This is a genomic window from Chromobacterium fluminis, assembly GCF_011602385.1.
Taxonomy (GTDB): domain Bacteria; phylum Pseudomonadota; class Gammaproteobacteria; order Burkholderiales; family Chromobacteriaceae; genus Chromobacterium; species Chromobacterium fluminis.
On the sequence record NZ_JAAOMA010000003.1, the window covers coordinates 41192 to 66053 of the forward strand.

Sequence of the window (24862 nt, forward strand, 5' to 3'; positions counted from 1 at the left end):
CAATGCATAAAAAAACACTTCTGGCCGCAGGCTGTCTGTGGCTGGCCGCCGGACCGGCCTTGGCGGAGGCCTGGTCTTATCCCGGCTGGCAGGACGGCCGCGACACCCGCGTCAAGGCGCTGGCCTTGTTGCAAACGCTGAACGCCACCTTGCTGAGCAATAGCAGCGCCACCCGCACTTTGCAGCAATGGTGCGCCGATCACCGGATGGCGTCGCCGGCGCAGATCCGCGCCTTGCGCAACCCGGCGGATCACAAGGAAGCCAGCGCGGAAGTGCGCGCCCAATTGCAGGCGCGGCCGGGAGAACGCATCGCCTACCGCCGCGTGCAACTGGCCTGCGGCGAGCACGTGTTGTCCGAGGCCGACAACTGGTATCTGCCGTCCAAGCTGAGCGAGGAAATGAACCGCCTGCTGGACAGCAGCGATGTGCCGTTTGGCCGCGCGGTGGCCGCGCTGAATTTCCGCAGGCAGACCGAGGAGGTCAAACTGCTGTGGTCGCCGTTGCCGACGGGCTGGGAAATGAAGGCCGCTGCTCCGGAGACCGCCGCTGCCGGGCTGGATATTGCCCAGCAAGTGCTGCAACACCGTGCCGTGCTGTATCGCGGCAGCGATAACGCGCCGTTCAGCGTGGTGGTGGAAACCTATCAACGCGAAGTCTTCGCTTTCCCGCTGGCCTATTGAAGAATCGGTTCACGATCTGCTGCGCGTCAGCGGATAGCTCGAGCCGGGCGCTGGCAGCGTCCGACGAGTAAACATCACAAGAAAAAAGCAACCATGATGAAGCAAAAACCAATACTGGGCTGCCTGTTGTTGGCCGGCCTGATCGCCGGCCAGCCGGCGCTGGCGGACCGCCTGGACGACATCCTGCAACGCGGCAGCGTGCGCGTGGGCACCACCGGCGATTACCGCCCGTTCAGCGAACGCGACTCCAGCGGCGAATACCGCGGCCTGGATATCGAAATGGCCCAGAGCCTGGCGCGGGCGCTGGGCGTCAAGCTGGAGCTGGTGGCCACCAGCTGGCCGACGCTGATGCGCGATCACGCTGCCGGCAAGTTCGATATCGCGATGAGCGGGGTGTCGATCAATCTGGAGCGGCAGAAGCGGGCGCTGTATTCGCAACCCTATCTGAACGACGGCAAGACGCCGATCACCCGCTGCGAAAACGTCCAGCGTTTTCAAACCATCGCCCAGATCAACCAGCCTCAGGTCAAGCTGATCGTCAATCCGGGCGGCACCAATGAAAAGTTCGCCCGCGCTCGCCTGCCGGCGGCCGCGCTGACCGTGCATCCGGACAACGTCACCATTTTCCGGCAGATCATAGACGGCAAGGCCGATCTGATGGTGACGGACGCGGTGGAAACCCGTTATCAGCAGAAGCTGCATCCGGAGCTGTGCGCGGTGCACCCGGAGAAGCCGTTCGACTTTTCGCAAAAGGCCTATCTGCTGCCCAACGACTGGCGCTGGAAAGCCTGGGTGGATCAATGGCTGAGCCAGAGCCTGCAAAACGGCGAATTCGCCGGCCTGTCGGCCAAGTGGCTGGGAAACTAAGCGGGATCTAAGAATGTGTTTACGATCTCGCGAGCCAGGGCGAGACAAGGCGAAAACCGCTGAGAAAGCGGAATGGTCAAGAGCTACATCAGCATTTCGAAGGGGTACTCACCGTGTCACGTCTCATAACGCGCGGCAGATCGTGAACAGGTCCTAAGTTTCACTGCCGCGTAGTTGCTCGATATAGCAATTGAACAACTCGGCGTGGCTGGCCACGCCGAGCTTCAGATACAGATTGCGGCGGTGAACCTTGACCGTTTCCGGCGAAATGGCCAGCTGTTGGGCGATGGCCTTGCTGGACAGGCCGCACAGCGTCAGCCGCGCCACTTCGGCTTCGCGCTCGGACAGCCTGCCGTGGCCAAAATGACTCAGCGTCTGCGTCAGTTGGTCTGACAGGCTGGCTGAAGGAGGTGTGGGCGCGGAGCACAACTGCCAGTGGCGCCGCATCGCGGACAGCAGCCAGGGCTGCATCACGCGCAGCTTGCCGATGTCGGCGGGCTCGAACTCGCTGGCCTTGCCCAGCGACAATGACAAGACCTGTCCCGCATCGACGCGCAGCAGCACCTGAACCTCGTCCACGCCGACTTCGCCGCTCATGTAACGTTGAAAATATTCGCTTTGACGGAAGTGGTCCGGCGCGATGTCGGGCAAGTGGTGGATGCCGTCGACAAAAGGGCGCTGCGTGTACTGATAGAAGGGGTCCAGTAGGTACAGCCCATGGCAGTAAAGCGCCATCGGCGACGCCACGGCCTGATGCTGAAAATCACACTCCTCAAGAATCCGCGGTGGCGCGTCCGCGTGGTAGCAGGCGGCCAGCGCATTGTCCAGCGGCACGCCGCCGCGCAACAGCAGGACCATCTGGCGCCAAAACCCGGGCAGGCCGATTTGCGCCATCAACTGAGCCAGATGATGGTGCAGCGGCAGTTCCTTCAACAAAGCTTCCATCCGGCAATCCCCGCTTGGGGTAACCCATCACGGTGATTGGGCACCTTCCCGCGTCAAAATACACTGTCTTCCGCAAGTCTGACTACAAGACCATAGCGACAAGAGGAGAACAGAATGAGCCAGCCAGCAAGCCGCCCCGGATTGCGCCGCTCGTTGAGCGTGACGGATGTCGTGTTGATTACCGTGTCCGGCGTGACGCCGGCCAGTTCCATTTTCGTGATCGCGCCGTTTGCGCTGCAAGGCGCCGGCAGCGGGGCCTTTCTGGCCTTTGTACTGGCGGCGGCGTTGGCCGTCGTGTTTGCGCTCTGCTACGCCGAGCTGGGCGCGGCCCATCCCAACGCCGGCGGAGAATACGTGATCATCGAGCGGGTGTTCGGCCGCGCGCTCAGCCTGCAAATGTATCTGCTGATTTTATGTCTGTTGTTGTTCATCCCCGCGGTGCTGGCCACCGGCGCCGCGCCCTATCTGAACTCCGCGCTGGGCACCCGCCTGGACGGCGCCGAAGTGGCGCTGGCCATGATTGTGCTGTGTTTCGGCATTGCGGTGCTGGACATCAAGGTGAACGCCTGGCTGACCGGTTCCTTCCTGCTGCTGGAGCTGGCCGCCTTGGCCTTGATCGCCTGGCTGGGCTTCAGCGAAGCGCAGCAGCCGGCTGCCGTGCTGTGGCAGCCGGTAAAGGCGGCGGCCGACGGCGGCCTCGCCGCGGTGTCCGCCGCGACAGTCTCCGCCATGGTGGGGACGGCCGTGTTCGCTTACAACGGTTTTGGCGGGGCGGTGTACTTTGCCGAGGACATGCGCGAAAGCGGCCGGCCGGTGGCGAAGGCGGTGCTGGCGGCGCTGTCCATCGTGGTATTGGTGGAGTTGATACCGGTGACCGCCCTGATCCTGGGCGCGCCCTCGCTGGCGGAAATGAGCCGGCAGGCCGATCCGATCAACTACGTGCTCAGCCATTTGAGCAGCCCGGGGCTGGCGCGGGTGATCAGCGGCGGCATCTTTCTCTCGGTGTTCAACGCCATCATCGCCATCGTGGTGCAAAGCGGCCGCTTCTTGTACTCCAGCGGCCGGGATGGTTTGTGGCCGGCGCCGGCGAGCCGGGCGCTGCAGCGCATCCACCCGCGCTTCGGCACGCCCTGGGTGGCCACGCTGGCATTGGCCATCCCGTCCGCCTTGTTGACCTTTCATTCCAGCCTGGGCGATCTGGCTTCCTTCACCGTAATCATCCTGATGCTGAACTACTTATTGTTGGCGCTGGCGGCCTTGCGCAGCCGCCTGGGCCGGCACCATCACCCTTATCGCATGCCGGGCTGGCCGTGGCCGCCCTTGTTGGCGGGGGTTGGCAGCCTGGCGCTGTTGTGGGCGGTGCTGCGGGATGCGCCCGCGCGGGATTGGTGGATTATCGGCGGCATCGCGCTGACCGGGCTCTTGCTGGCGGGCCGTAAACCACCCGCCGTCGTATTGATCGTTGAAGAACAGAAAGAGAGGTGAGTATGTTGAAACGAGCCAGAGCATTGGGCATTTGCATCGGCCAGGGCGAGCCCGGCCCCTTGAACGCGATTACGGACGTGCCCGGGGTGAGGGTGGGGCACGCCGCCGCCTGGGCGGATTTCGACGACGGCCGCCGCGCGCGCACCGGGGTCACGGTGATCGAGCCGCGGCCGGGCCTGGCGCGGCGCACGCCGTGCTTTGCCGGCGTGCATGTCTTGAACGGCAACGGCGACGCCGCCGGCCTGGAGTGGCTGCGCGAGGCCGGCGTGCTGAGCACGCCGATCGCGCTGACCAATACCCATAGCGTGGGCGTGGTGCGGGACGCCTTGATCGCCGGCGAGCGCGAGGCGGTGGCCGGCGAGCCGCAGCTGTATTGGACCATGCCGGTGGTGCTGGAAACCTTCGACGGCCTGCTCAACGACATCAACGGCTTCCACGTAAGGGCAGAACACGCGCGCGCCGCGCAAAGGGTAGCCAGCGGCGGCTTGCCGGCCGAGGGCAGCGTGGGCGGCGGCAGCGGCATGATCTGCCACGAATTCAAAGGCGGCATCGGCACCGCCTCGCGGCGGCTGCCGGCGGAGGCGGGCGGCTGGACCGTGGGAGCGTTGGTGCAGGCCAATCATGGCAAGCGCCGCTCGCTATTGGTGGAGGGCTACCCGGTGGGCCGTCATCTGAGCTGCGCGGAGATTCCCTCTCCGTTTGAGACCGGGCGGCTGCCGCAGCCCGGCATGGGCTCTATTGTGGCGGTGCTGGCCACTGACGCGCCCTTGCTGCCGGATCAATGCCGGCGGCTGGCGCAGCGCGCCGGCATCGGCATCGCCCGCACCGGCGGCGGCACCGAGGACTCCAGCGGCGACATCTTCGTGGCCTTCGCCACCGGCAATCAGGGCTTGCCGATGACCGATTACGCCAGCAAGGGCGCGCTGACCTGCGCGGTGGAAATGGTGAACGCGGACCATCTCTCGCCCTTGTTCGAGGCGGCGGCGGAAGCGGTGGAAGAGGCCATCGTCAATGCTTTGCTGGCGGCGGGCGATTTGACGGGCAACCACGGGCACGCGGCGCATGGACTTAAGGCCGAGCGCTTGCTAAGCGCCCTGCGGGAAAGCGGCTGGCGTCCGCGTTAAGCCGCAGACCCGCCCGGCTCCGGCGTTGGGTTCGCGCCATGCGATGCTATTATCATTATATGGCCGCGCTGGCGGCGAACCGACGTGCTGGAGGCGGGCATGAAAACACCGGATATTTCGGCGGACGAACCGCGGCGTTTGGCGAGCCTGCGGGCCTTAGGCGTGCTGGATACCGCAGCGGAGGAGCGTTTCGACCGGTTGACCCGGATGGCCAAGCGCTTGTTTCGGGTGCCCATCGCCCTGGTCAGCCTGGTGGACGAAAACCGCCAGTGGTTCAAATCCTGCGTTGGGCTGCCGGAGGCGGAAACCGGGCGCGACATTTCCTTTTGCGGCCACGCCATTTTGGGCGACGACATCTTCTATATCCCGGACGCCTTGGCGGACGAGCGCTTCGCCGACAACCCGCTGGTGATGGGCGCGCCGCATATCCGTTTCTATGCCGGTTGTCCGCTGCATGCCGCCAACGGCGCCAAGGTGGGCACCCTGTGCGTGATCGACGTCCAGCCGCGGGAGTTCGATCACGACGACGCGCAGGCCCTGCATGATCTGGCGCGCATGGTGGAGGCGGAACTGATTGCCTTCCAGGCCGCCACCACGGATGAGTTGACCGGCCTTTCCAACCGGCGAGGCTTTCGCTTGCTGGCGCAATACAGCCTCAATTTCTGCGCGCGGCAAAACCTGCCGGTCAGCCTGGCTTTTATGGACCTGGACAAGTTCAAGGCGATCAACGATGGTTTCGGCCATGCAGCCGGCGATCAAGCGCTGGCGGCCTTCGCCGAGCAAATGCGGGCCTCGTTCCGCGCCGCGGACCTGCTGGCGCGGCTGGGCGGAGATGAGTTCGTGGTCTTGTTGTCCGATGTCGAACATGAGCGGGCGCGGGCGGCGATGGCCAAATTCGCGCGCCATCTGGCCGCCTACAATGCCGGCGCCGGCCTGCCTTATCGGCTGGCGTTTTCCGACGGCATCGTGGAGCTGGACGCGGAGCGCCACTTCTCCATAGAAGCCTTGCTGGCGGAGGGCGACGAACTGATGTATTCGATCAAGGCCGCTAAAAGGTAGCCGCAACCAAGTTTTTCGTGGCTGTCCGTGTGGTTTTTGCGCCGGAACTTTCACTTTTCATGCCCCTTTGGTCTGAAAACAGACTGCGCATTGCATGCGTTCCGAATAATATTCAAGAGTCCGTTCAAAGCCTCGCTCTTGCTTGCAAGAGCGTAAATACGTTTTCAGAGTGGGCGCGCCGCCTGGAGCGCCGTCCCGATCTCTATGAGTACCGAGCGCACATATCTGGCGGGCAGCATAGGCCGGCACGTGCTGCACTGCTTCACTGCCGAAGCGGCGCGGGCGGCGCATTGAACGCGGCCGCTCAGTTCCGTTCCAGCCAGGCTTTGGCCGCGGCCAGATCGCGCGTCACCCAGTCGGCGTCGGCCTCGAATTGCGCGTCGTCGACGCCGGGCTGGCGGAACAGCGTCAACAGCAGCTCGCAACCCTCATCGCGCGCCAGCAGGCGCAAGGGGACGTAGACCTCCGCCTGCCCGGGCGGCGATACCCAGTGATCCAGCACGCCGTAGTCATTGGTCGGCGAAAAGCGCAAGGGCATCACGCCTTGCGGCGTGTCCGCCAGCCAGCCGTCGCCGTCGCGGCGCAAGGCCCCGGCTAGGCCGGACGCCCAGTGCGGGAAGTTTTCCGGCGGCGCCAGCAAGGCGTAGGCGCGGGCGAAAGGGCAGGCAATACTGATGCTGAGATGGCGCGGCGGCGTGGACATGGGATTCTCCAATACGGCGATGCTACTTGAGTGTAGACGACAGCGGACCATGTGCCGTTGACATAGTCCGCGCCAACGGGCTATGGTCATTCCCGGTGCTCAAAACACCATACAAACAGCGGCTACCGCACCCGTAAGATTCGCGGTTTTTTTGCGTCCATGGTTTTGGCAAACTCCCACTTGTGGGACAATGCGCGTCCATGGCCGGGTGTGCGGCTAATACAATACCCGCAAGGGGAATACGCCCGCCGTCTGTTTGCGGTTTTGAGCACCCGGCCGCCCTCTCAAAAGGGGCGAAACCCTCAAAAGGTCCAAACAGGAGGCCGCCATGGCCAAGATCGACACCCTCCGCGAGGCGCGTCGCGCCCTCAGGCATATTCGTGCCGCCCAATCCCATTTCAAACAATTGCCCGAGGCGCTGCGCCGGGAGATGTCCCGTCAACCGCCGCGCCAAACGCCATTCATCGTAGAACTGTCCCCAGAGGTTTTGTGGAGCCTGCTGGAGGCGAGGTATGGCGTGGAATGCGCGTATGAGCGACTGCGCCTGCTGCTTGTGGCGGCGCGGACAGAGGTCGTTAAATAGATTGCCGCCGGTGAGAGGGCGGGAATGAGAAAAGCCCGGACGATGAGTCCGGGCTTTTGATATGGGTGGAGGCGGTGGGGCATTGGCAGTTAAATGTCTAGCGGTTGGTTTGAGCTCATCAGCCTATTTGCATTTTGCCGGCATGGTTCCGCAAATGGACTATCACCGGTAGAGTTTGAGAAGCAATATTTCCATAGGGCAGGATTGCCTGCAGGAGCCGGGGCAGTCCAGTCTCCAGTTTCGGGTTCGCGTAGAAAGCCAATGATCTGTTGGACGTCGGCGGTTCAGATTGTGGATTTGAGTATTGTGGTAGACTATGCTGATCCGTGATCATTCTCTTTTATTTGAGCTAATTACCATGCCTATGACCGGGAAAAAACTCCGAGAACACCGACTACTACTTAAGCTTTCACAGGCAAAATTAGCTGAGCTTTCCGGCGTATCTCAACATGTTCTATCAGCTTACGAGCTCGGGAAAATTGATTTGTCATCCGATGCGAGCAAGGCAATTGATATCGCACTGCAGAACAAAGAAGCTGTTGCAACGCTAGTAAAGCGAGAAAAGCGCTACAAGGCGCATGAGTACATTATCCCCCCAAGGCTTCCTGAGCGAGTATCAAAAGCAAAAATAACTGAAGGAAATAGTAGATACAGGGAAGTTATTGATGGACTGCTTATTAAGCATAATGATAAATCTGAAGGACGGTTTTCCGCGATTAGCCTTTTCTCAGGATGTGGCGGTTTTAGCTTAGGCTTTTCGGCGGCTGGCTTTGATGTGAAAGGCTACGTCGAGTTAGATGAAGATCTTCGGAAGATATATAAGGAAAATTTTCCAAAATCCAGAGAAATCGGTGGCGATATTACCTCTGTTGATGATAGTAAATTGTGTCGATACGTTGAAGAAATTGGAAGTGTTGATGTAATTATTGGAGGACCTCCGTGTCAGGGATTTAGTCTTTCCGGCAAAAGAGAAGTTACAGACCCAAGAAATCAATTATTTAGGCATTACTTGAGATTTGTAGATGCATTTCGTCCGAAATTTGCCGTATTGGAAAATGTTCGACTCTTGACTTCCATGAAAAACACTGAAGGTGGTTTTGTTATGGATGATATTGCTAATGCCTTCAAAGATCATGGGTATAAAATTAAGCTTTTTGAGGTAAATGCAAAAAATTACGGAGTACCCCAGCACCGCGATAGAATATTGTATATTGCCGTTAGAAACGATATTGAAACTGCGCCCTCATTGCCAGAGCCCACTCATACTGAAGGCAATGATTTTCTATTGCAGGCAGAGCCTTGTCGGACGTTTGCTGATGCCTGTTCAGATCTCGCATATTTGGAGTCTGGGGAGGGGGCGGATGATCCTCTGCACGAAGCGGTTAAACATCCGGCGCATGTTATTGATTGGCTATGGGATGTGCAAGAGGGTTTTAGCGCACATGATAATGAAGATGAGGGGAAGAGACCTCCATCAGGCTATAATACAACGTATAAGCGGCAGGTTTGGCTTGAGCCGGCATCAACAGTACAAACTACTTTTGGAATGATTTCAGGGTGCCGAAATGTTCACCCTATAGCTACTAGATCACTAACGATTAGGGAGGCTGCGCGTATCCAATCATTTCCAGATGGGTATGTCTTTAGGGGTAGCTTGGGAACTATTCGAACGGGAATTGGCAACGCGGTACCACCGTTGTTAGCATACTACGTTGCCATGCATATTCTAGATAAGCTTAAATTTTGTAAAAATAGCCAGCCTCCAAATTAAACTGAAGCTGTTCCGGATGCTGTTTTTGCCCCCCTCGTTGCATCTGTACGATGCCAAAACGAGGGGCGTCGTGCGTAATCCCTATAGGGTCTTTATAACTGCCCTTTCGTACCGAGTAGGGTCGCTTTGAAAAACCCTGATACGCTCGACTTAGCGCAATTATTTCTTCTATTTCAAAAATTGCAACTTCGGTTTCGTTCCAAGCCTGTGAAAACTTTGTTTTATGAAGTAAAAATTCAGGAATAAATGGGTCGTCGAGATATGCCTTTTGAAAAAGCAGTCGCGTTATTTCATCTTGCCATGAGGCAAATAAAGCTTCCCATTCAAGCCGTCCAGCGCTGTCAATCTCTTCCCAAAAGAAACGACGGTGATCAGATAATCGATCCCCCATATTCGGCATATCACATGGGCGAAATCCTTGGTCACCACAGAATTGCCGAAGAGATAACACTGCTGTTTCACTAACAGGTATCCCGTTTGATTGGAGTAGGTTTGAGAAACCTCGCGCCGTAGTAAAGTAAAGTTGCGCGTTTGTGGGCGTTTGATTATTACACTGTTTCGTTGAGATGCCGACGGTTACATCAGAGTGATCACATGATTTCAACTTGATGACAAGATCGCTTTTGCATCTAGAAATACTAACGCCATTGATAGACAGCCAAGCTTTCCCTTCTTCTGAAGTGGCCAATGCGCCAGTTGAAATGGCAACTGCCGATGTAATGGTTTTTATGCCCCTTGATTTTCCAATGTAGTTCAATAGCAAAATTGCAGGATCGCCACAGAAAATATGGTTCCTATCCGTGTTGTTTACACAGAACGGATAGCGGAGTGTATTTATCTTATCCGTAATGGTGTCTTCGAATAAGTGTCCAGCTTTGCGGCCAAGGGTACCTGCTTGAATTTGAAGTGCGTGAATGTCATCTATCGGATTCAGTGCCATTAAAAACCTCGGTAAGTTGTGATACCGAAGTCTCAAGCCCGTCAGCAAGCCGCAATAGGTTTAACAGAGACGGGTTACGCTTTCCTCTTTCTAGCATGCTTATGTAAGTCCGATCAAAACCGCATCGGTCTGCTAGTTTTTCTTGCGACAAACCCAACAATTCGCGTTGCTTTTTTATGCTTTGGCCAAGCGGGATGAGTGATTTCGGCATGGCCATATTTGATAGTTTGTGATGACATCGCGTCTACGGACAATGTGTCACACTTGTTGAAGTCATGGTGAGCTCGAAGCAACATCAATGTCCAGGCTACCGCTCCAGCGGACCCCTCCGCAGGCTCAGCACAGCTCTGCTGTTTTCACTTCCACGAGAGGAACGCCGAAACACTGCTGCGCTTCAGTCTTTCAAACAAGAAGCGGTTATCAAAAGGTTGTTGGAAATTCGCTTGGACAACTTGGCCAGCCTGGACATCCACGCTGACTGGGTAAATATTCGCGGTGTAGTCCAGATCCTTGATTGCCTCTTCTGCCTCAGCAAGATTTTTCTGATCCAGGGCTTCAAGTTTAGGGTCTTTCGTGTGCAAAGACGCTCGCTTGCTGCTTTGTTTTCCTGCGATCCGACTCGTCTACCTGAAATAGTAGACTCCGTGCCGTGAGACCCAGGGATGGGCTGGAATATGCATGGTTTCTGCTCGTGGAGTGAACCACCAGAGTGAACCACCTAGGGAAGAGGTCGTCAAAAAAACACCTTGATAAATCAAGGGACTACAGTGTATTGGCGGAAGCGGTGAGATTCGAACTCACGGTGGGCTCGCACCCACGACGGTTTTCAAGACCGTTGCATTAAACCACTCTGCCACGCTTCCCGATTTGGTAAGAGGGCGCAATTCTAGCGGGTCTTAGCCGCTTTGACTAGAGGGCCGGCGCATTTGACGCCAGCATTTCCGCCGCGTGCTCGCGCGTGGTCTGGGTCAGCTCCACACCGCCCAGCATGCGGGCGATTTCCAGCACCCGCTGCTCGCTGTTCAGCGGCTCAATGCGGCTCTTGACCCGGCCCTTGTGTTCGCTCTTGCTGACCTGCCAGTGATGGCTGCCGCAGGAGGCCACTTGGGGCAGGTGGGTGATGCATAGTACCTGGTAGCGCTGGCCCAGCTGGCGCAGCATGTGGCCGATGACTTCGGCGACGCGGCCGCCGATGCCCACGTCCACTTCGTCGAAGATCAGCGTGGGCACGCTGGCCACCTGGCTGATTACCACCTGCATAGCCAGGCTGATGCGGGACAGTTCGCCGCCGGAGGCCACTTTGGCCAGCGGGCGCAGGCTGGTGCCGGCGTTGGCCGCCACCAGGTATTCGATGGACTCCAGGCCGTGGGCGCCGGGTTCGGGCTGGGGCGCCAGTTCGATGGCGAAGCGCGCGCCGCTCATCGCCAGGTGCTGCATTTCCGCGCCGATGCGGGCGGACAGCTCGCTGGCGGCCTGGCGGCGTTTGCCGGACAGCGCTTCGGCCTGCGTGCGGTAGCGCGCCAACGCGGAGGTTTCCGCCAGGGACAGCGCTTCGATGTCGGCGGAGGCTTCCAGCGCTTGCAGCTGTTGCTGCCAGTCGTCCAGTTTTTCCTGCAGGTCTTGCGGCTGCACCCGGTATTTGCGCGCGGTGCTCATCAGCGCTTCCAGCCGGCCTTCCACTTCGGCCAACTGGCCGGGGTTTTCGTCGATGTCGCTGGCGTAGTCGCGCAGGCTGTAGACCACTTCGCGCAGTTCGGCGTCCACGGAGTCGAGCAACGACAGGGTGTCCGCCAGCCGCGGGTCCAGGTTGGCCAGCTTGCTGAGCCGGGTTTGCACCTGGGACAGCATGGTCAGGCAGCTATTGTCCATCTCGGACAGGGTGTCCACCGCCAGTTGGGCGCTTTGCGCCAGTTCGGCGGCGTTGGCCAGCCGGGAGTGGCTTTGGTTCAACGCGCTCCATTCGTCCGGCAGCAGCTTGAGTTCGCTCAGTTCGTTGATTTGCCAGTTCAGCCGTTCGCGTTCGACTTCGGATTCGCGCGACAGCCGCTCGGCGTCGACGCGGGCGCGACGGGCGGCTTGCCAGTCCTGCCAGGCTTTGTGCACGTCGCGGGCCAGCGCGACGGAGCCGGCGTAGGCGTCCAGCAGCTGGCGCTGGGCATCGGCTTTCATCAGCGATTGGTGGGCGTGCTGGCCGTGGATGTCGACCAGGAATTCGCCCAGCTGCTTGAGTTGGCTGAGGGTGGCGGCCTGGCCGTTGACGAAGCTGCGCGAGCGGCCGGATTTGTCCAGCAGCCGGCGCAGCAGGAGCACGTCGTCGTCGCCGTTGAGGCCGTTTTCTTCCAGCCAGGCGTCGATTTCAGGGCGGCCGCGGGTGTCGAATTCGGCGGTGATCTCGGCGCGTTCGGCGCCTTCGCGCACTTGGGCGCCTTCGGCGCGGTCGCCCAGCAGCAGGCTCAAGGCGTCCAGCAGTATGGACTTGCCGGCGCCGGTTTCGCCGGTGAGCACGGTGAAGCCGGCTTGGAAGTCCAGCGAGATGCTGTCGACGATGACGAAGTCTTTAACGGTCAGCGATAGGAGCATGGGTGTTCGCGTCAGGTGTCAGAGCAGGCGCTCGCCCCAGTGGAGCTTGTGGCGCAGCATGTCGTAGTAGTTGTAACCCACCGGGTGCAGGATGCGCAGCGGGTTGCGGTAGCGGCGGATCAGCACGCGGTCCATTTCCATCAGGTCGCAATGGGATTGGCCGTCGAAGTGCACGCGCGCGTCCAGGCCGCGGGTGAGCATGAATTCCACTTCGCAGGAGTCGTTGACCGCGATCGGGCGGTTGCTCAGCGATTGCGGGCAGATGGGCACCAGGGCGATGGCCTGCAGCGTGGGGTGCAGGATGGGACCGCCCGAGGCCAGCGAGTAGGCGGTGGAGCCGGTGGGGGTGGAGACGATGAGGCCGTCCGAACGCTGGCTGTAGACGAACTGGTTATCGATGAAGACTTCGAACTCTATCATCGAGCCCATCGCGCCGCGGCTGAACACCACGTCGTTGAAGGCCAGCGCGTTGGCCACTTCGGCGTCTTCGCGTATCACCGCGGCTTGCAGCAGGATACGGTCTTCCGGCACGAAATCGCCGCGCAGGATGGCGTCCACGGAATCCAGCATCTCGTGCAGGGGGATGTCGGTCATGAAGCCCAGCCGGCCCTGGTTGATGCCGATCAGCGGCACGCGGTAGGGGGCCAGCAGCCGGGCGATGGACAGCATGGTGCCGTCGCCGCCCAGCACGATGACGATGTCGGCCAGCTTGCCCATGTCGTTGCGGTCTATCAGCGCGTGCGGGCCGGCTTCCTGCTGGGTGGCGCTGTCTTTGTCGATCAGCACGGTGGCGCCGGAGGCGGACAGGTGGTCGGCCAGCCGGCGCAGAGATTCGACGATGGCGGGCTTGCTGTGCCGCGCCACCAGGCAGACGTGTTTGAACAGTCGTTCCATGGCGTTGTTTCAGTAAGGGGTGGGCGTATCGTTCAAAAAACTGTCGTCGTTGGGTTTCTTGCCGGTGGCTTCCAGCGCTTTCAGGTAGAAGCGCACCAGGTCCGCCAGAGAGTCTACACCGAGTTTGTTGAACAGGTTGGCCCTATGTACTTCTATGGTGCGCGGGGACAGGTCCAGCACCCGGGCGATTTCCTTGCTGGACATGCCGTCCGCCACCAGTTCCAGCACTTCGCGCTCGCGGCCGCTGATGCGGGCGAGCAGGCCCATCACTTCCTGGGTTTCTTCTTCCTTGCGGTGTTGCAGGATGCTCAGGCGTATGCCTTTGCGCAGGCTTTCGATCAGCCGCGCTTGGTCTATCGGCTTGGTCAGAAAATCGATGGCGCCGGTTTGGAAGGCGCGGCGGCATTGTTCGATGTCGCCGTGGCCGGTGATGAAGACGATGGGCAAGGTCACGTTTTTGTCGATCAGCTGCTCCTGCAGCGCCAGGCCGGTGATTTGCGGCATGCGGATGTCCAGCACCAGGCAGGCGATGTCGTTGCCGCCGTAGTGGGCGAGAAACTCCATCGCGTTGGGAAAGGTGACGGTGCGCATGCCTTGCGCGGCGATCAGCATGGCCAGCGAATCCAGTACGGCCGGATCGTCGTCGACGATGTAGACGGTTGGCGTGGTGTTTTGCATTGTGTTTTTGACTCCTGCCGGTTACCCCGTTGACGGCGGCGCGTCCCGTTGCGGCAGTTCAATGATGAATTCCGCGCCGCCGGTTGATTTGTTGCGCGCGCTCAGCTTGCCGCCGAACGCTTCTATGGCGGTCTGGCAGATGGCCAGGCCCAATCCCATGCCGCTGGCCTTGGTGCTGAAGAAGGGCGCGAAGATGCGATCCAGCAATTCCGGCGCGATGCCGGCGCCGTTGTCGCCTATGCTTAGCCGGATCCAGCGGCCGTTCAGGCTAGTGGCGATGCTGAGCCGCCCCCAGGGGGCGACGGTTTCCATGGCGTCCAGCGCGTTGCGCATCAGGTTCAGCACCACTTGTTCCAGTTGTATGTTGTCAGCGTAGACCAAGGGCAGGTCGTGGCAAATATTCTGCTCAATATGAATATCGTGGGTTTTTAGTTCGTATTCCAGCAGGTTGAGCGCATTACCCACCACCTGATTCAGGTCTATGGGGTTGAATTGCTGGGTTTTTTTGATCACGAATTCGCGCAGGCGCTGGATGATTTGGCCGGCGCGGCTGGCCTGGGTGACGGAGGAGTCCAGCGCGCGGCGCAGCATGGCCATGTCCGGCTCTTCGTCTTCCAGCAGGCTGAGGCCGGCCTGGCAGTAGCTCATGATGGCGGACAGCGGTTGGTTGATCTCGTGGGCGATGCCGGAGGCCATCTCGCCCATGGTGTTGATGCGGGCGACGCGGGCCAGCTCCATTTCGTGCTGACGCAGCCGGGTTTCGCTGGCCTCCAGCGCGGCCAGCATGCGGCGGCGGATCGGCGCGGTGTCGCGGAAGGTCAGCACCGCGCCCATCAGCCGGCCGTCGCGGCCGGGCAGCGGGGACACCGAGCCTTCGATCAGCAGTTTTTCGCCGTCGCTGCGCATCAGATAGCAGTTTTGCGCCAACAGCACGGTTTCGCGGCGCTGGATGGCCTTGTGCACCGGGTCTTCCTCCACCTGGCGCGCAAATTCGTAGTTGAGCCTCACCACTTGATGCAGCTTGCGTTGCGCGGCGTCTCGAGCTTTGAGGCCGAGCAGGGTTTCCGCCGCCGGGTTGAGATAGCGGATGCTCAGGTCGATGTCGATGCTGATGACCGCGTCGCTGATGCCGCTGAGCGCCACCATTGCGTATTCGCGCTCGCGGTGTAGCTTGTCTTGTGCCTGTTCCTGCGCCTGGCGGTTTTGCGCCAGCAGCGCCAGGATGATCAGCAACAGGTAGGCCGGCACCATGGAGAAGACGGCGCTGAGCAAGAGCTCCAGCGGCGCGGTGCGGTCGAAACTGAGCTGGCGGCGCACCGTCAGTTCATAGGGCAGGTAGGGGGTGTCCAGGCTTTTGCGGATTTCCAGCGTCGGCAGCAGCCATTGCGCCAGCCAGCCGGGCTGGTCCTGTTGCTGATGGCGGTAGATCAGCGGGTCGTAGCCGCTGGGCGCGCTGTCCTTGCGCTGCAAGGCCACGCCGTAGCGCGTAGCCATATTGGGGGTCAGGCTGACCAGCTTGTCCAGCGCCAGCACCTGCACCACCATGCCTGCGGTCTGCTCGCTGCGCACTAGCGGCACCGGGGACGGCGCCTCGGTGTTGTAGATGGCGGAGAAGAAGGCCAGGCCCTGCTTGCCGTTGTTGAGGCGCAGTACCGGGGATACCGCCTCGCCCTGGCCCATCGCGCGGTGGACGGTGGGCGCCAGCACGCTGTCGGCCAGCAGGTCCAGGCCCATTTCGCGCCAGTCGTCGGAGGCCAGGCCGGGTTCGGCCATGCTCAGCGGCAGGTAGCGCGGCCGTTTGGCCGCCAGCCGCCAGGCTTGTTGCTGGTCCCAGGCGTTGTCCTGCTGGTGCTGGTAGTCGCGGATGCGGTAGGGCTGGCCTTGCAACTGGCTGCGCATGCGTTCGAATTCGCGGCGGTAAGCGTGGCTGACCAGCGGCTGGTAGCCGATGAAGTAGAGCTGCGGCTGTTCGCGCGCCAGCGATTCCACCAAGAGGCGGATGCGCGCTTCGCGCAGGCTGTTTTCCTGATCGACGATGTCGACCACGCTTTGTTGCAGCATCTCGCTTTCCTGCAGGCGGGTCTGCAGGCCGGAGAGAATCAGGCTGTGCACCTGTTGGTGTTCCTGATGCTGCTGATTGAGGTCCAGCGCCACCGATTGGCCCAGCAACAGGGCGAAGGTGAGCAGCCACAACACGGCGCAGGCCAGGCGTCCGCGGGGGGAGGCGGTGCGCAACAGGTCCAGGTGACGGGTGAGGGCGGTGCGGAATGCAGTGATGATGCTGTGCTTGTCTGCCATGGGGAGGTTGGGTTCGTCCGGCGCGCAGCCAATCTGGGCATCGCCGCTACTGTGCCGGATTATAGCGGCGATGCCCGGGGCGCGCGAACCAAGCCGGGAGCTGGGCTCGCCCCTGGCAGGGTATGGCTTATTTCTTCAGGTAAACAGAAAAATATTGCTGAAACTTGGCCAGTTTTGGCGCTACCACCATTTGACAATAGGGTTCGTGGCCATGTTGGTCAAAGTATTGCTGGTGATAGTCTTCCGCCGGATAAAAAGGCGCCGCTGCCTCCAGCCGAGTGACGATGGGCGCCGGGTAGTCGCCGGCCAGGTCCGCCAGCTTTCGTTCCGCCGCCTGACGCTGTTCTTCGTCGTGGTAAAACAGCACCGACGCGTATTGCGGGCCGACGTCGTTGCCTTGACGGTTGAGGGTGGTGGGGTCGTGCAACGCGAAGAAGGCGCGCAGCAGGGTGTCGTAATCGATCTGGGCCGGGTCGTAGCGGATCTGCACCGCTTCCACGTGGCCGCTGCGGCCGCCGCAGACTTCCTTGTAACTGGGGTTGGCGTCGGGGCCGCCGGTATAGCCGGAAACGGCGCTGTGGACGCCAGCCAGGCGGTTGTAGGCGCTTTCGATGCACCAGAAGCAGCCGCCTGCGAAGGTTGCGGTTTTCATGTTTGGCTCCATTGACGGGTGGGATGTGTATGAGTCGCGTCGGGGCGGGCAATCTGTCCCTCGACGCCGAAGATTTGCCAAGCCAGGCGCACGGTTTCGGTCTGGATCGCCACGGTGTTTTCGATGGGCACCGCGTAGCCGCCGCCCATGACGACGGCGACAGCGGCTTTGGCCTGGCGACAGGCTTCCAGCACCATGCGGTCGCGCGCGGCCAGGCCGTCGAAGCTCAGCGCCAGCTTGCCCAGGCGGTCGCCGGCGTAGGGGTCGGCGCCGGCCAGGTAGAAGACCAGGTCCGGGTCCGCGGCGAACAGGCGCGGCAGTTGCTCGGCCAGAACGGCGAGGTAGGTTTCGTCGTTGGCGCCGTCCGGCAGTTCGATGTCCAGGTCGCCGGGCTCGCGGCGGAAGGGAAAGTTGCCGGCGCCGTGCATGGAGAAGGTGAAGATGCGGTCGTCGCCGCGAGTAATGGCGGCGGTGCCGTCGCCCTGGTGCACGTCCAGGTCCAGCACCAGCGCGCGGCGGGCCAGGCCTTCGTCCAGCATCAGCCGCGCGGCCACGGCGATGTCGTTGAACACGCAAAATCCGCTGCCCATCGCGCGGCCGGCGTGGTGGGTGCCGCCGGCCAGATTGACGCCGCAGCCGCGCGCCAGCGCCCAGCGGGCGGCGGCAATGGTGGCGCCCACCGAGCGACGGCTGCGTTCCAGCAGTTGCGGGCTCCAGGGCAGGCCGATCTCGCGCTGCTCGGCGGCGCTGAGCGCGCCGTTGAACACCTTGTCCAGATAGGCGTCGTCGTGGGCTAGCGCCAGTTCGTAGCGGCTGGCCGCCGGCGCGGTGTCCATCGCCTCGGCGGCGAAACCCGCCACCGCCTGCGCCAGCAGCGCGTATTTACGCGCCGGAAAGCGATGGCCGGGCGGTAGCGGCAGCGGAAATTGATCGGTGCGAAAAATACGCATTAAGAGGCTCAGAACGCCTTGACCAGAGAGAAGCGCGGCAGGGTCTGGCCTTCGTGCGCGACGCTTTCCTCGAACATGCCGGCCGGCCGCGCCGACAGGATGAACTCGCCGTAGAGCGCGCGGTACATCACCAGCAACTCGCCGGTTTCGGAGTGGGTGGCGGTGCCCAGCACTTCATAGAGCGGGCCTTTGTAATGGCGATAAATGCCGGGTGCGATTTTCATGGGGCCTCCTTGGCTTACGGCAGATGGGCGAGGGCGTCGGCCATCAGTTGGAACAGGCCGTCGGCGTCCACCTCGGTCAGGTAGAGCGCGTTGGGCTCGCGGCCGGATTCTCCGTGCCAGTCCACCACGGTGGCGCCGGTGGTGTAGTGGCCGGCCAGTTCCACTACCACGTTGACTTCGCGGCCGCTGAACAGATCGGGGCGCAGCAGGTAGGCGATCACGCAGGGGTCGTGCACCGGCGCGCCGTCCTGGCCCAGCTTTTGCACGTCGTAGCGCTCCAGAGACGTCAGCAGCGAGGCCGCTAGCGGCCCGCAGCGGTTGGGGAGGTCGCGCAGCAGCGCCACCCGCGCCGGCGTGGTGGTCGCCTGGTGGGTGACATCTAGCGGCAACATGACGATGGGCGCGCCGCTGCGCAACACAATGTCCGCCGCGTGCGGATCGGTGTGGATGTTGAACTCCGCCGCTGGGGTCATATTGCCGCCGGCGAAATAGCCGCCGCCCATGAGTACGATGCGGCCAATGCGCGCGGCAATGTCCGGCGCCCGGCGCAGGGCCAGCGCGATATTGCTCAATGGCCCCACCGGGCAAAGGGTGACGCTGCCCGGAGGTTCGCGGCGCAGCGTGTCGATAATGAAGTCCACCGCGTGTTCGGCACACACCGGCATGGCGGGTTCGTGCAGCGGCGCGCCGTCCAGACCGCTGGCGCCGTGCACGTGTTCGGCGCCCTGGTAGGGCTGGACCAGCGGCCGGTCTGCGCCGGCGTAGACCGGCACATCGTTGCGACCGGCCCATTCGCAGACGATGCGGGCATTGCGGGTGGTCAGTTCCACGCCGACGTTGCCGGCCACCGTGGTCAGGCCCAAGAGCTCGATGTCGGCGCGCGCGCCCAGCAGGAACAGGATGGCGGCCGCATCGTCAAGGCCTGGGTCCGTGTCGAAGATGACGCGGTGCTGTTTCATGTCGGCTCCATTGGGCAATGTCATCAAGGGGGCGAAGGATGCCGCAGCGCTTGGCGGCGCGTCAAGGCGCGGCCGGCTGCGGAGAGGACGCGCTCCATTCATAGACTCTGAATTCGGTATCCAGTTTAAACCCTGATCGTTCATACAGTCGCTGCGCGCTCAGGTTGTCGTGTGCGGTTTGCAGCGTGAGGCCGCCGCCCAGCGCGGCGACATGGGCCTGGCAATGTTCCAGCAATAGTTGGCCGACGCCGCCGCCGCGACAGGCCGGCGATACGAACAAGTCGTGCAGCAGCCAGTGCGGGCGCAGGGCGAGCGAGGAGAAGCCGGGATAGAGCAGGGCGAAGCCTTGGACGCCGGCCGCGTCTTCAGCTAGAAAAACCACCGCTTCGCCCATGCGCAGCCGCTGTTCCAGGAAGGCGGCGCAGGCTTCTGCCGGCTGCGCTGTCCGATAAAAATCGAGATAGGTCAGAAATAAGGGCAGCCATGAGCGGACGGACTCCGCGTCGGCCTGGCGAACAGCGATTTGCATTGAATGCCTTTCCCCGCTTTGCGGTACAATATTTGCCTTTTTTCCGGCGATGTTTGCAATGAAATTGGTTCTTGCCCCGATGGAGGGCTTGGTGGACGAGGCGATGCGCGATGTGCTGACCCGGGTGGGCGGCATTGATCTGTGCGTCACCGAGTTTGTCCGCGTCACTTCGGCGCTCTTGCCCACCCGTACTTTCATGCGGCTGGCGCCGGAGCTGGCGCGCGGCGGCAAGACCCGCGCCGGCGTCACGGTGCGGGTGCAGTTGCTGGGTTCGGACCCGGCCTGTCTGGCCGAGAACGCGGCCAAGGCCGCCAGCCTGGGCGCGCCGGGCATAGATCTGAATTTCGGCTGCCCGGCGCCCACTGTCAACCGCCATCGCGGCGGCGCCATTCTGCTCAACGATCCCGAGCAGTTGTTCCAGATCGTGCAGGCGGTGCGCGCGGCGGTGCCGGCCGAAATACCGGTCACCGCCAAAATGCGGCTGGGCTATGAAGACAAGAGCCGGGCCTTGGAATGCGCGCGAGCTCTGGAGGCCGGCGGCGCGCAGGAGCTGGCGGTGCATGGCCGCACCAAGGTGGAGGGTTACCGGCCGCCGGCGCACTGGGACTGGATCGCCCGCATTCGCGAGAGCGTGGCGGTGCCGGTGGTGGCCAACGGCGAAGTGTGGACGCTGGACGATTACCGCGCCATCCGCGAGCAAAGCGGCTGCGACACGGTGATGATAGGCCGCGGCCTGGTAGCCTGTCCGGACCTGGCTTTGCGCATCAAGCGCCAGGACGGCGCCGAACCCATGCCCTGGAACGAGATGCAGCCCTGGGTGCTGGACTTGTTCCTGCAGTGCCGCGTTCAGTCCGAGGATGGACGCTACCCTGTGGCGCGCACCAAGCAATGGCTGGGGCAGCTCAAGCGAAGCTGGCCGGAGGCCGGCGCCTTGTTCGAGCGCATTCGCAGGCTGACCACGCCGGACGAAGTGGAGCCTGTACTGCGAGACATGCTTTCTAAGTAAATGTACTCATATCTAAATGCTATGGGGATGTGTACCATTCAATTGCGCGCTGCACTGGTATAGCAGGGCGCTGTGATTCCGGCGGCTCCCCAGCTCCGGCGATTACACTTCCCCGATACCTTGCAGCCCTCCCTATACGGGAGGGATTTTTTTTATCCGCCGCGATGGACTATCAATGAAAAGCGGCCGGCCTGTTGTTTCCTCTTTGTTCCCTGCCGCAACGGCGCCGCCATCGGCGGTTTCCCATCAAGACTTCATCGCGGAGGCGGCATGGATACGGCCCCGACGGTTAGCTGGCTGGAAAAGCTGATCCCTCAGGCGTGGCACGACAGTTTGACGCTGTTTGTGGCGTTGACCGCCGCCTGCGCCGCCTTGCTTTATCTGTTGCGGCCGGAAACCCGCAAATCGACGCTGCGCTCCTTGTTGGCCGCCGCCCTTGCCTTGGTGGCGATCAATCTGGGGCCTCAGGACGGCCAGGCGGTGGCGGAGTGGGTCAAGCAGGTGGCCGTCATCGTGCTGGGGCTGGCCTTGATCCGGTTATGGGCGATGATGTTGATGCGTTTGTTCCTTCCCTTGCTGCGTCTGCATCCGCCGCGCATCCTGGAGGACATTCTGCTGGTACTGGGCTGCGTAGGCTGGGGTCTGGTGCTCTTGCGCCTGGCCGGCCTGGATCTGAGCCATATCGTCACCACTTCGGCGGTGATTACCGGCGTGCTGGCGTTCTCCATGCAGGATACGCTGGGCAATATTCTGGCCGGCCTGTCGTTGCAACTGGACAATTCGGTGGAGGTGGGCGACTGGATCAAGTCCGGCGAGTTGTCCGGCAGGGTGGTGGAAATCAATTGGCGGGCCACGCTGGTGGAAACCCGCAACTGGGAAACCGTGGTGATTCCCAACAGCCAGTTGATGAAGGGACAGTTCGCCATCCTGGGCAAGCACCAGGGCGCGCCGCTGCAATGGCGGCGCTGGGTGTGGTTCAACATTAATTGGGATACCTTGCCCAATCAGATCATCACCGTGGTGGAGCGCTCCTTGCGCGAAGCCCAGCTGCCCGGCGTGGCCTTGTCGCCGGAACCCAACTGCATTCTGATGGGCTTTGAGAACGGCTATAGCAAGTACGCGGTTCGCTATTGGCTGACCGATCTCGCCGCCGACGATCTGACCGATTCCGTGGTGCGTACCCATATCGACGCCGCCTTGCGCCGCCATAATCTGAAAATGTCCTCGCCGCACTACAATGTGCTGACCATCAAGGACAATGAAAAGTATATGGAAGCGCGGATGAAGAAGCACCTGGAAGAGCGGGTGCAGGCGCTGCGCAAGGTGGAGCTGCTGACCAGCCTCAACGACGAGGAAATGGTGGTGTTGGCCGATCAACTCAAGTTCACGCCCTTCGTCACCGGCGACATCATCATGCATCAGGGCGCGGTGGCGCACTGGCTCTACATCATGCTTAGCGGCGAGGTGGAGGTGTGGGTGAACCTGCCGGACGGCAGCCGCAAGCTGGTGGATGTGCTGGAGGGCGGCAACTTCTTCGGCGAAATGGGCTTGATGACGGGCGAGGCGCGCAGCGGCACCGTGATCGCGCGTTCCAATGTGGAGTGCCTGCGGCTGGACAAGGAGTCTTTCCAGTCCATTCTGAGTTCGCGAAAAGAATTGGCGGAGGCGATCTCGTCGATTCTGGCGGAACGCTTGGCGGAGCGCACCCGCAAGCTGCCGCAGGATTGGCAGGAGGGCCATGGCGCGCCGCAGCGTGCGGAATTGGTGGACAAGATCCGGCGCTTCTTTGGCCTGGGCAAGCACTGACCGCGCTGAAGCGCAAGCCATACGCGGTCTTGTGTCGACTCGCCGCGCTAAATGAGGCGCGCACGGCGGCCCCAAGCAAGGGGCCGCGCGGCCTAACTTAATCCAGCGGGTGGAAGTGCTTGAGGATGCTGGAGAAATCCAGCTTGCCAAAGCCGGCCTGAGCGTGTTCCTCGTAGAGATTGCGCGCCAACGATCCCAGCGGATTGGCCGCGTGGCTGTGCAGCGCGGTTTCCTCGGCCAGCCCCAGGTCTTTCAGCATCAGCTCGGTCATGAAGCCGCCGCTGTAGCCGCGGCTGGCCGGCGTGTTCTCCATTACCCCGGGCCAGGGGTTGTACAGCTCGGTGGCCCAGTTGCGGCCGGAGCTCTGGCTGATGATGTCGGACAGCACCTTGGGATCCAGCCCGTTTTTCACGCCCAGCGCCAGCGCCTCCGCGGTGCCGGCCATCAGGATGCCCAGCAGCATATTGTTGCAGATCTTGGCGGTCTGGCCGGCGCCGGCGGCGCCGGCGTGGAAGATGTTCTTGCCCATAGCCTGCAGCAAGGGCCGCGCCCGTTCCAGCTCGGCGGCCGCGCCGCCGACGATGAAGGTGAGCGTGCCGGCGGCGGCGCCGGCGGTGCCGCCGGACACCGGCGCGTCCAGCATCTTGAGGCCGGCGGCGTCGGCCGCGGCGGCCACTTTCCGTGCGGTGGCGGCGTCTATGGTGCTGCAGTCCACCACCAGGGTGCCGGCCGGCAGTTGCGCGAACAGGCCGGACTCGCCCAGGTACAAGCCTTCCACGTGGCGGCCGGCCGGCAGCATGGAAATTACCGCGTCGGCGCCGCGGACGGCGTCGGCGGCGGTGGAGGCCGCGCGCGCGCCGGCGGCGGCCAGCTTGGCCAGCGCGTCGGCGGACAGGTCGAACACGTTCAGTTGATAACCCTGTTTCAGCAGATTGGCGGCCATCGGCCCGCCCATATTGCCTAGGCCGATGAAGGCGATGGTTTGCATCTTCTGTCTCCTTGATTGTTATTGGAGCGCGGCCAGCGGGTGGTCGGCCTCAGTCCACGGCGAATCGAAATGGCTGTCAACCCAGCCCGGCGGAATGTCGCCCAGCTCGCGGCAATGCCATTGCGGCGCGCGGTCCTTGTCCACCAGCAGCGCGCGCACGCCTTCGCGGAAGTCCGGCTTGGCGCAGAAGTTGACCGACAGCGCCAGCTCCATGCGCAGGACCTCGGCCAAGGACAGGTGTTTGGCGCGCTGGAAGATTTCCCAGCAGACGGCGGCCGATGTCGGGCAGCCGTGGGCGAAGCTCTTGGCGGCGGCGGCCAGCCACGGGTCTTCAAAGGCGGTGTCGCGCAGCGCGGCGGCCACCGCGTCCAGGCTGCCGCGGTTCATCAATTGGTGCACCGCCAGCAGATTGCGGCCGGCGTTGGCTTCCGGCAGCGCCACGCCGCGCTCCATCTCGTTGAGCAGGGCGCTGACCAGGCCGTGGTGGCGTTCCTCCGGCTGTTCCCAGGCCAGGTCGCGCAGCGCGGTCAGCAGGGGGGGCTGGCCGTCGGCCGGCAGCACATGGTCGGCCAGATTGCACAGCAGCGCGTCGCCGGCGTTCAGCGGCGCGCCGGTCAGGCCGAGGAACAGGCCGAGCTTGGCCGGCATCCGTTGCAGGAACCAGCTGCCGGCCACGTCCGGGTACAGGCCTATGGTGATTTCCGGCATGGCGATGCGGGTGGCCGGGGTGGCCACGCGGTGGCTGGCGCCGGCCATCAGGCCCAGGCCGCCGCCCATGACGATGCCGCCGCCCCAGACGATCAGCGGCTTGCGGTAGCGGTGGATGTGGTAGTCGAGCCGATATTCCTCGCTGAAGAAGGCGACGGCGTGCGGGTTGGGATAGACGTCGCCGTCTTCCAGCAGCGCTGCGCGCAGCGAGCGCACGTCGCCGCCGGCGCAGAAGGCCTTGTCGCCGGCGCCGCGCAACAGCACGGCTACCACGGCATCGTCGTTCTCCCAGGCGTTCAAGCGCGCGTCCAGCAGCCGTATCATCTCCAGCGTCAGCGCGTTCAGCGATTTTTCCGCGTTCAGCGTGGCGATGGCGATGCGCTGGCCGCCGCGGACCGGCAGTTCTTCAAACAGTAGCGGGTGGGACATGGCG

Annotated in this window: 25 protein-coding genes and 1 tRNA gene; 9 read left to right on the forward strand and 17 right to left on the reverse strand. The window is 62.2% G+C overall.

Annotated features, from left to right (window positions below; genetic code table 11):
* The first annotated feature begins 2 nt into the window (after nt 1-2).
* Entirely contained in the window at nt 3-680 is a 678-nt protein-coding gene (locus HA052_RS03045; RefSeq protein ID WP_206118754.1) for a hypothetical protein, read from the forward strand.
* 93 nt (nt 681-773) lie between these two features.
* Nucleotides 774-1547, forward strand: coding sequence for a transporter substrate-binding domain-containing protein (locus tag HA052_RS03050; RefSeq protein ID WP_277345058.1), 774 nt, complete (start codon nt 774-776; stop codon nt 1545-1547).
* Between the two features lie 153 nt (nt 1548-1700).
* Here the strand turns inward: HA052_RS03050 and HA052_RS03055 are convergent, their stop codons facing one another.
* Nucleotides 1701-2492 carry a helix-turn-helix transcriptional regulator gene (locus HA052_RS03055; protein ID WP_166450713.1) on the reverse strand — a complete coding sequence of 264 codons (792 nt, stop codon included), beginning with the start codon at nt 2490-2492 and terminating at the stop codon, nt 1701-1703.
* Nucleotides 2493-2606: 114 nt separating this feature from the next.
* Here HA052_RS03055 and HA052_RS03060 point away from each other — a divergent pair, with 114 nt between their 5' ends.
* From HA052_RS03060 to HA052_RS03070, 3 genes are all read left to right on the forward strand, one after another.
* Entirely contained in the window at nt 2607-3977 is a 1371-nt protein-coding gene (locus HA052_RS03060; protein ID WP_166450714.1) for an APC family permease, read from the forward strand.
* Nucleotides 3978-3979: 2 nt separating this feature from the next.
* On the forward strand, nt 3980-5101 hold the full coding sequence (locus HA052_RS03065; RefSeq protein ID WP_166450715.1) for a DmpA family aminopeptidase: 1122 nt from the start codon (nt 3980-3982) through the stop codon (nt 5099-5101).
* A 99-nt stretch (nt 5102-5200) separates the two neighbouring features.
* Nucleotides 5201-6160 carry a GGDEF domain-containing protein gene (locus HA052_RS03070; RefSeq protein ID WP_166450716.1) on the forward strand — a complete coding sequence of 320 codons (960 nt, stop codon included), beginning with the start codon at nt 5201-5203 and terminating at the stop codon, nt 6158-6160.
* A gap of 304 nt (nt 6161-6464) precedes the next feature.
* Here the strand turns inward: HA052_RS03070 and HA052_RS03075 are convergent, their stop codons facing one another.
* A complete protein-coding gene (locus HA052_RS03075; RefSeq protein ID WP_166450717.1) occupies nt 6465-6863 on the reverse strand; it encodes an SRPBCC family protein in 399 nt (132 codons plus the stop codon).
* 328 nt (nt 6864-7191) lie between these two features.
* Here HA052_RS03075 and HA052_RS03080 point away from each other — a divergent pair, with 328 nt between their 5' ends.
* Both HA052_RS03080 and HA052_RS03085 read left to right on the forward strand, forming a co-directional pair.
* Nucleotides 7192-7446, forward strand: a complete 255-nt coding sequence (locus HA052_RS03080) for a hypothetical protein (RefSeq protein ID WP_166450718.1) — start codon at nt 7192-7194, stop codon at nt 7444-7446.
* Nucleotides 7447-7762: 316 nt separating this feature from the next.
* A complete protein-coding gene (locus HA052_RS03085) occupies nt 7763-9217 on the forward strand; it encodes a DNA cytosine methyltransferase (RefSeq protein WP_206118755.1) in 1455 nt (484 codons plus the stop codon).
* Here the strand turns inward: HA052_RS03085 and HA052_RS03090 are convergent.
* The 13 genes from HA052_RS03090 to HA052_RS03150 form a co-directional block, all read right to left on the reverse strand.
* A complete protein-coding gene (locus tag HA052_RS03090; RefSeq protein WP_166450719.1) occupies nt 9183-10157 on the reverse strand; it encodes a hypothetical protein in 975 nt (324 codons plus the stop codon). The two genes, HA052_RS03085 and HA052_RS03090, sit on opposite strands and share 35 nt — an antisense overlap.
* A complete protein-coding gene (locus HA052_RS03095; protein ID WP_166450720.1) occupies nt 10135-10374 on the reverse strand; it encodes a helix-turn-helix domain-containing protein in 240 nt (79 codons plus the stop codon). Before HA052_RS03095 ends, HA052_RS03090 begins: the two co-directional genes overlap by 23 nt.
* A 139-nt stretch (nt 10375-10513) precedes the next feature.
* Nucleotides 10514-10738 carry a hypothetical protein gene (locus tag HA052_RS03100; RefSeq protein WP_166450721.1) on the reverse strand — a complete coding sequence of 75 codons (225 nt, stop codon included), beginning with the start codon at nt 10736-10738 and terminating at the stop codon, nt 10514-10516.
* 192 nt (nt 10739-10930) lie between these two features.
* Nucleotides 10931-11020 (reverse strand) — tRNA-Ser (locus HA052_RS03105).
* 46 nt (nt 11021-11066) lie between these two features.
* Complete coding sequence (recN, locus tag HA052_RS03110; protein WP_166450722.1) at nt 11067-12737, reverse strand: DNA repair protein RecN; 1671 nt, start codon at nt 12735-12737, stop codon at nt 11067-11069.
* Between the two features lie 18 nt (nt 12738-12755).
* Nucleotides 12756-13631 (reverse strand): NAD kinase, encoded by an 876-nt coding sequence (locus tag HA052_RS03115; protein ID WP_019103054.1) that lies wholly within the window; start codon nt 13629-13631, stop codon nt 12756-12758.
* A gap of 9 nt (nt 13632-13640) precedes the next feature.
* Nucleotides 13641-14309 carry a response regulator transcription factor gene (locus HA052_RS03120; protein WP_019103053.1) on the reverse strand — a complete coding sequence of 223 codons (669 nt, stop codon included), beginning with the start codon at nt 14307-14309 and terminating at the stop codon, nt 13641-13643.
* Nucleotides 14310-14330: 21 nt separating this feature from the next.
* Complete coding sequence (locus HA052_RS03125) at nt 14331-16607, reverse strand: ATP-binding protein (RefSeq protein ID WP_166450723.1); 2277 nt, start codon at nt 16605-16607, stop codon at nt 14331-14333.
* Between the two features lie 127 nt (nt 16608-16734).
* Nucleotides 16735-17259: a peptide-methionine (S)-S-oxide reductase MsrA gene (gene msrA / locus HA052_RS03130; RefSeq protein WP_166450724.1), complete on the reverse strand. Its 525-nt coding sequence runs from the start codon at nt 17257-17259 to the stop codon at nt 16735-16737.
* Nucleotides 17256-18209 carry a histone deacetylase family protein gene (locus HA052_RS03135; RefSeq protein WP_166450725.1) on the reverse strand — a complete coding sequence of 318 codons (954 nt, stop codon included), beginning with the start codon at nt 18207-18209 and terminating at the stop codon, nt 17256-17258. Before HA052_RS03135 ends, msrA begins: the two co-directional genes overlap by 4 nt.
* An 8-nt stretch (nt 18210-18217) precedes the next feature.
* A complete protein-coding gene (locus HA052_RS03140) occupies nt 18218-18433 on the reverse strand; it encodes a DUF1653 domain-containing protein (protein ID WP_166450726.1) in 216 nt (71 codons plus the stop codon).
* A 14-nt stretch (nt 18434-18447) separates the two neighbouring features.
* The gene (locus tag HA052_RS03145; RefSeq protein ID WP_166450727.1) at nt 18448-19392 is read right to left on the reverse strand and encodes a nucleoside hydrolase; all 945 of its coding nucleotides are present in this window, start codon (nt 19390-19392) and stop codon (nt 18448-18450) included.
* A 61-nt stretch (nt 19393-19453) separates the two neighbouring features.
* The gene (locus HA052_RS03150; RefSeq protein WP_166450728.1) at nt 19454-19921 is read right to left on the reverse strand and encodes a GNAT family N-acetyltransferase; all 468 of its coding nucleotides are present in this window, start codon (nt 19919-19921) and stop codon (nt 19454-19456) included.
* Nucleotides 19922-19979: 58 nt separating this feature from the next.
* Between HA052_RS03150 and HA052_RS03155 the strand changes: the two genes are divergently transcribed.
* Nucleotides 19980-20927: a tRNA dihydrouridine synthase gene (locus tag HA052_RS03155; RefSeq protein WP_166450729.1), complete on the forward strand. Its 948-nt coding sequence runs from the start codon at nt 19980-19982 to the stop codon at nt 20925-20927.
* 270 nt (nt 20928-21197) lie between these two features.
* Nucleotides 21198-22733 carry a mechanosensitive ion channel family protein gene (locus HA052_RS03160; protein WP_081544757.1) on the forward strand — a complete coding sequence of 512 codons (1536 nt, stop codon included), beginning with the start codon at nt 21198-21200 and terminating at the stop codon, nt 22731-22733.
* A gap of 97 nt (nt 22734-22830) precedes the next feature.
* Here HA052_RS03160 and mmsB read toward each other — a convergent pair whose 3' ends face one another.
* Both mmsB and HA052_RS03170 read right to left on the reverse strand, forming a co-directional pair.
* Nucleotides 22831-23721 (reverse strand): 3-hydroxyisobutyrate dehydrogenase, encoded by an 891-nt coding sequence (gene mmsB, locus HA052_RS03165; protein ID WP_166450730.1) that lies wholly within the window; start codon nt 23719-23721, stop codon nt 22831-22833.
* Between the two features lie 18 nt (nt 23722-23739).
* Nucleotides 23740-24858: an enoyl-CoA hydratase/isomerase family protein gene (locus HA052_RS03170; protein WP_166450731.1), complete on the reverse strand. Its 1119-nt coding sequence runs from the start codon at nt 24856-24858 to the stop codon at nt 23740-23742.
* Nucleotides 24859-24862 lie beyond the last annotated feature (4 nt).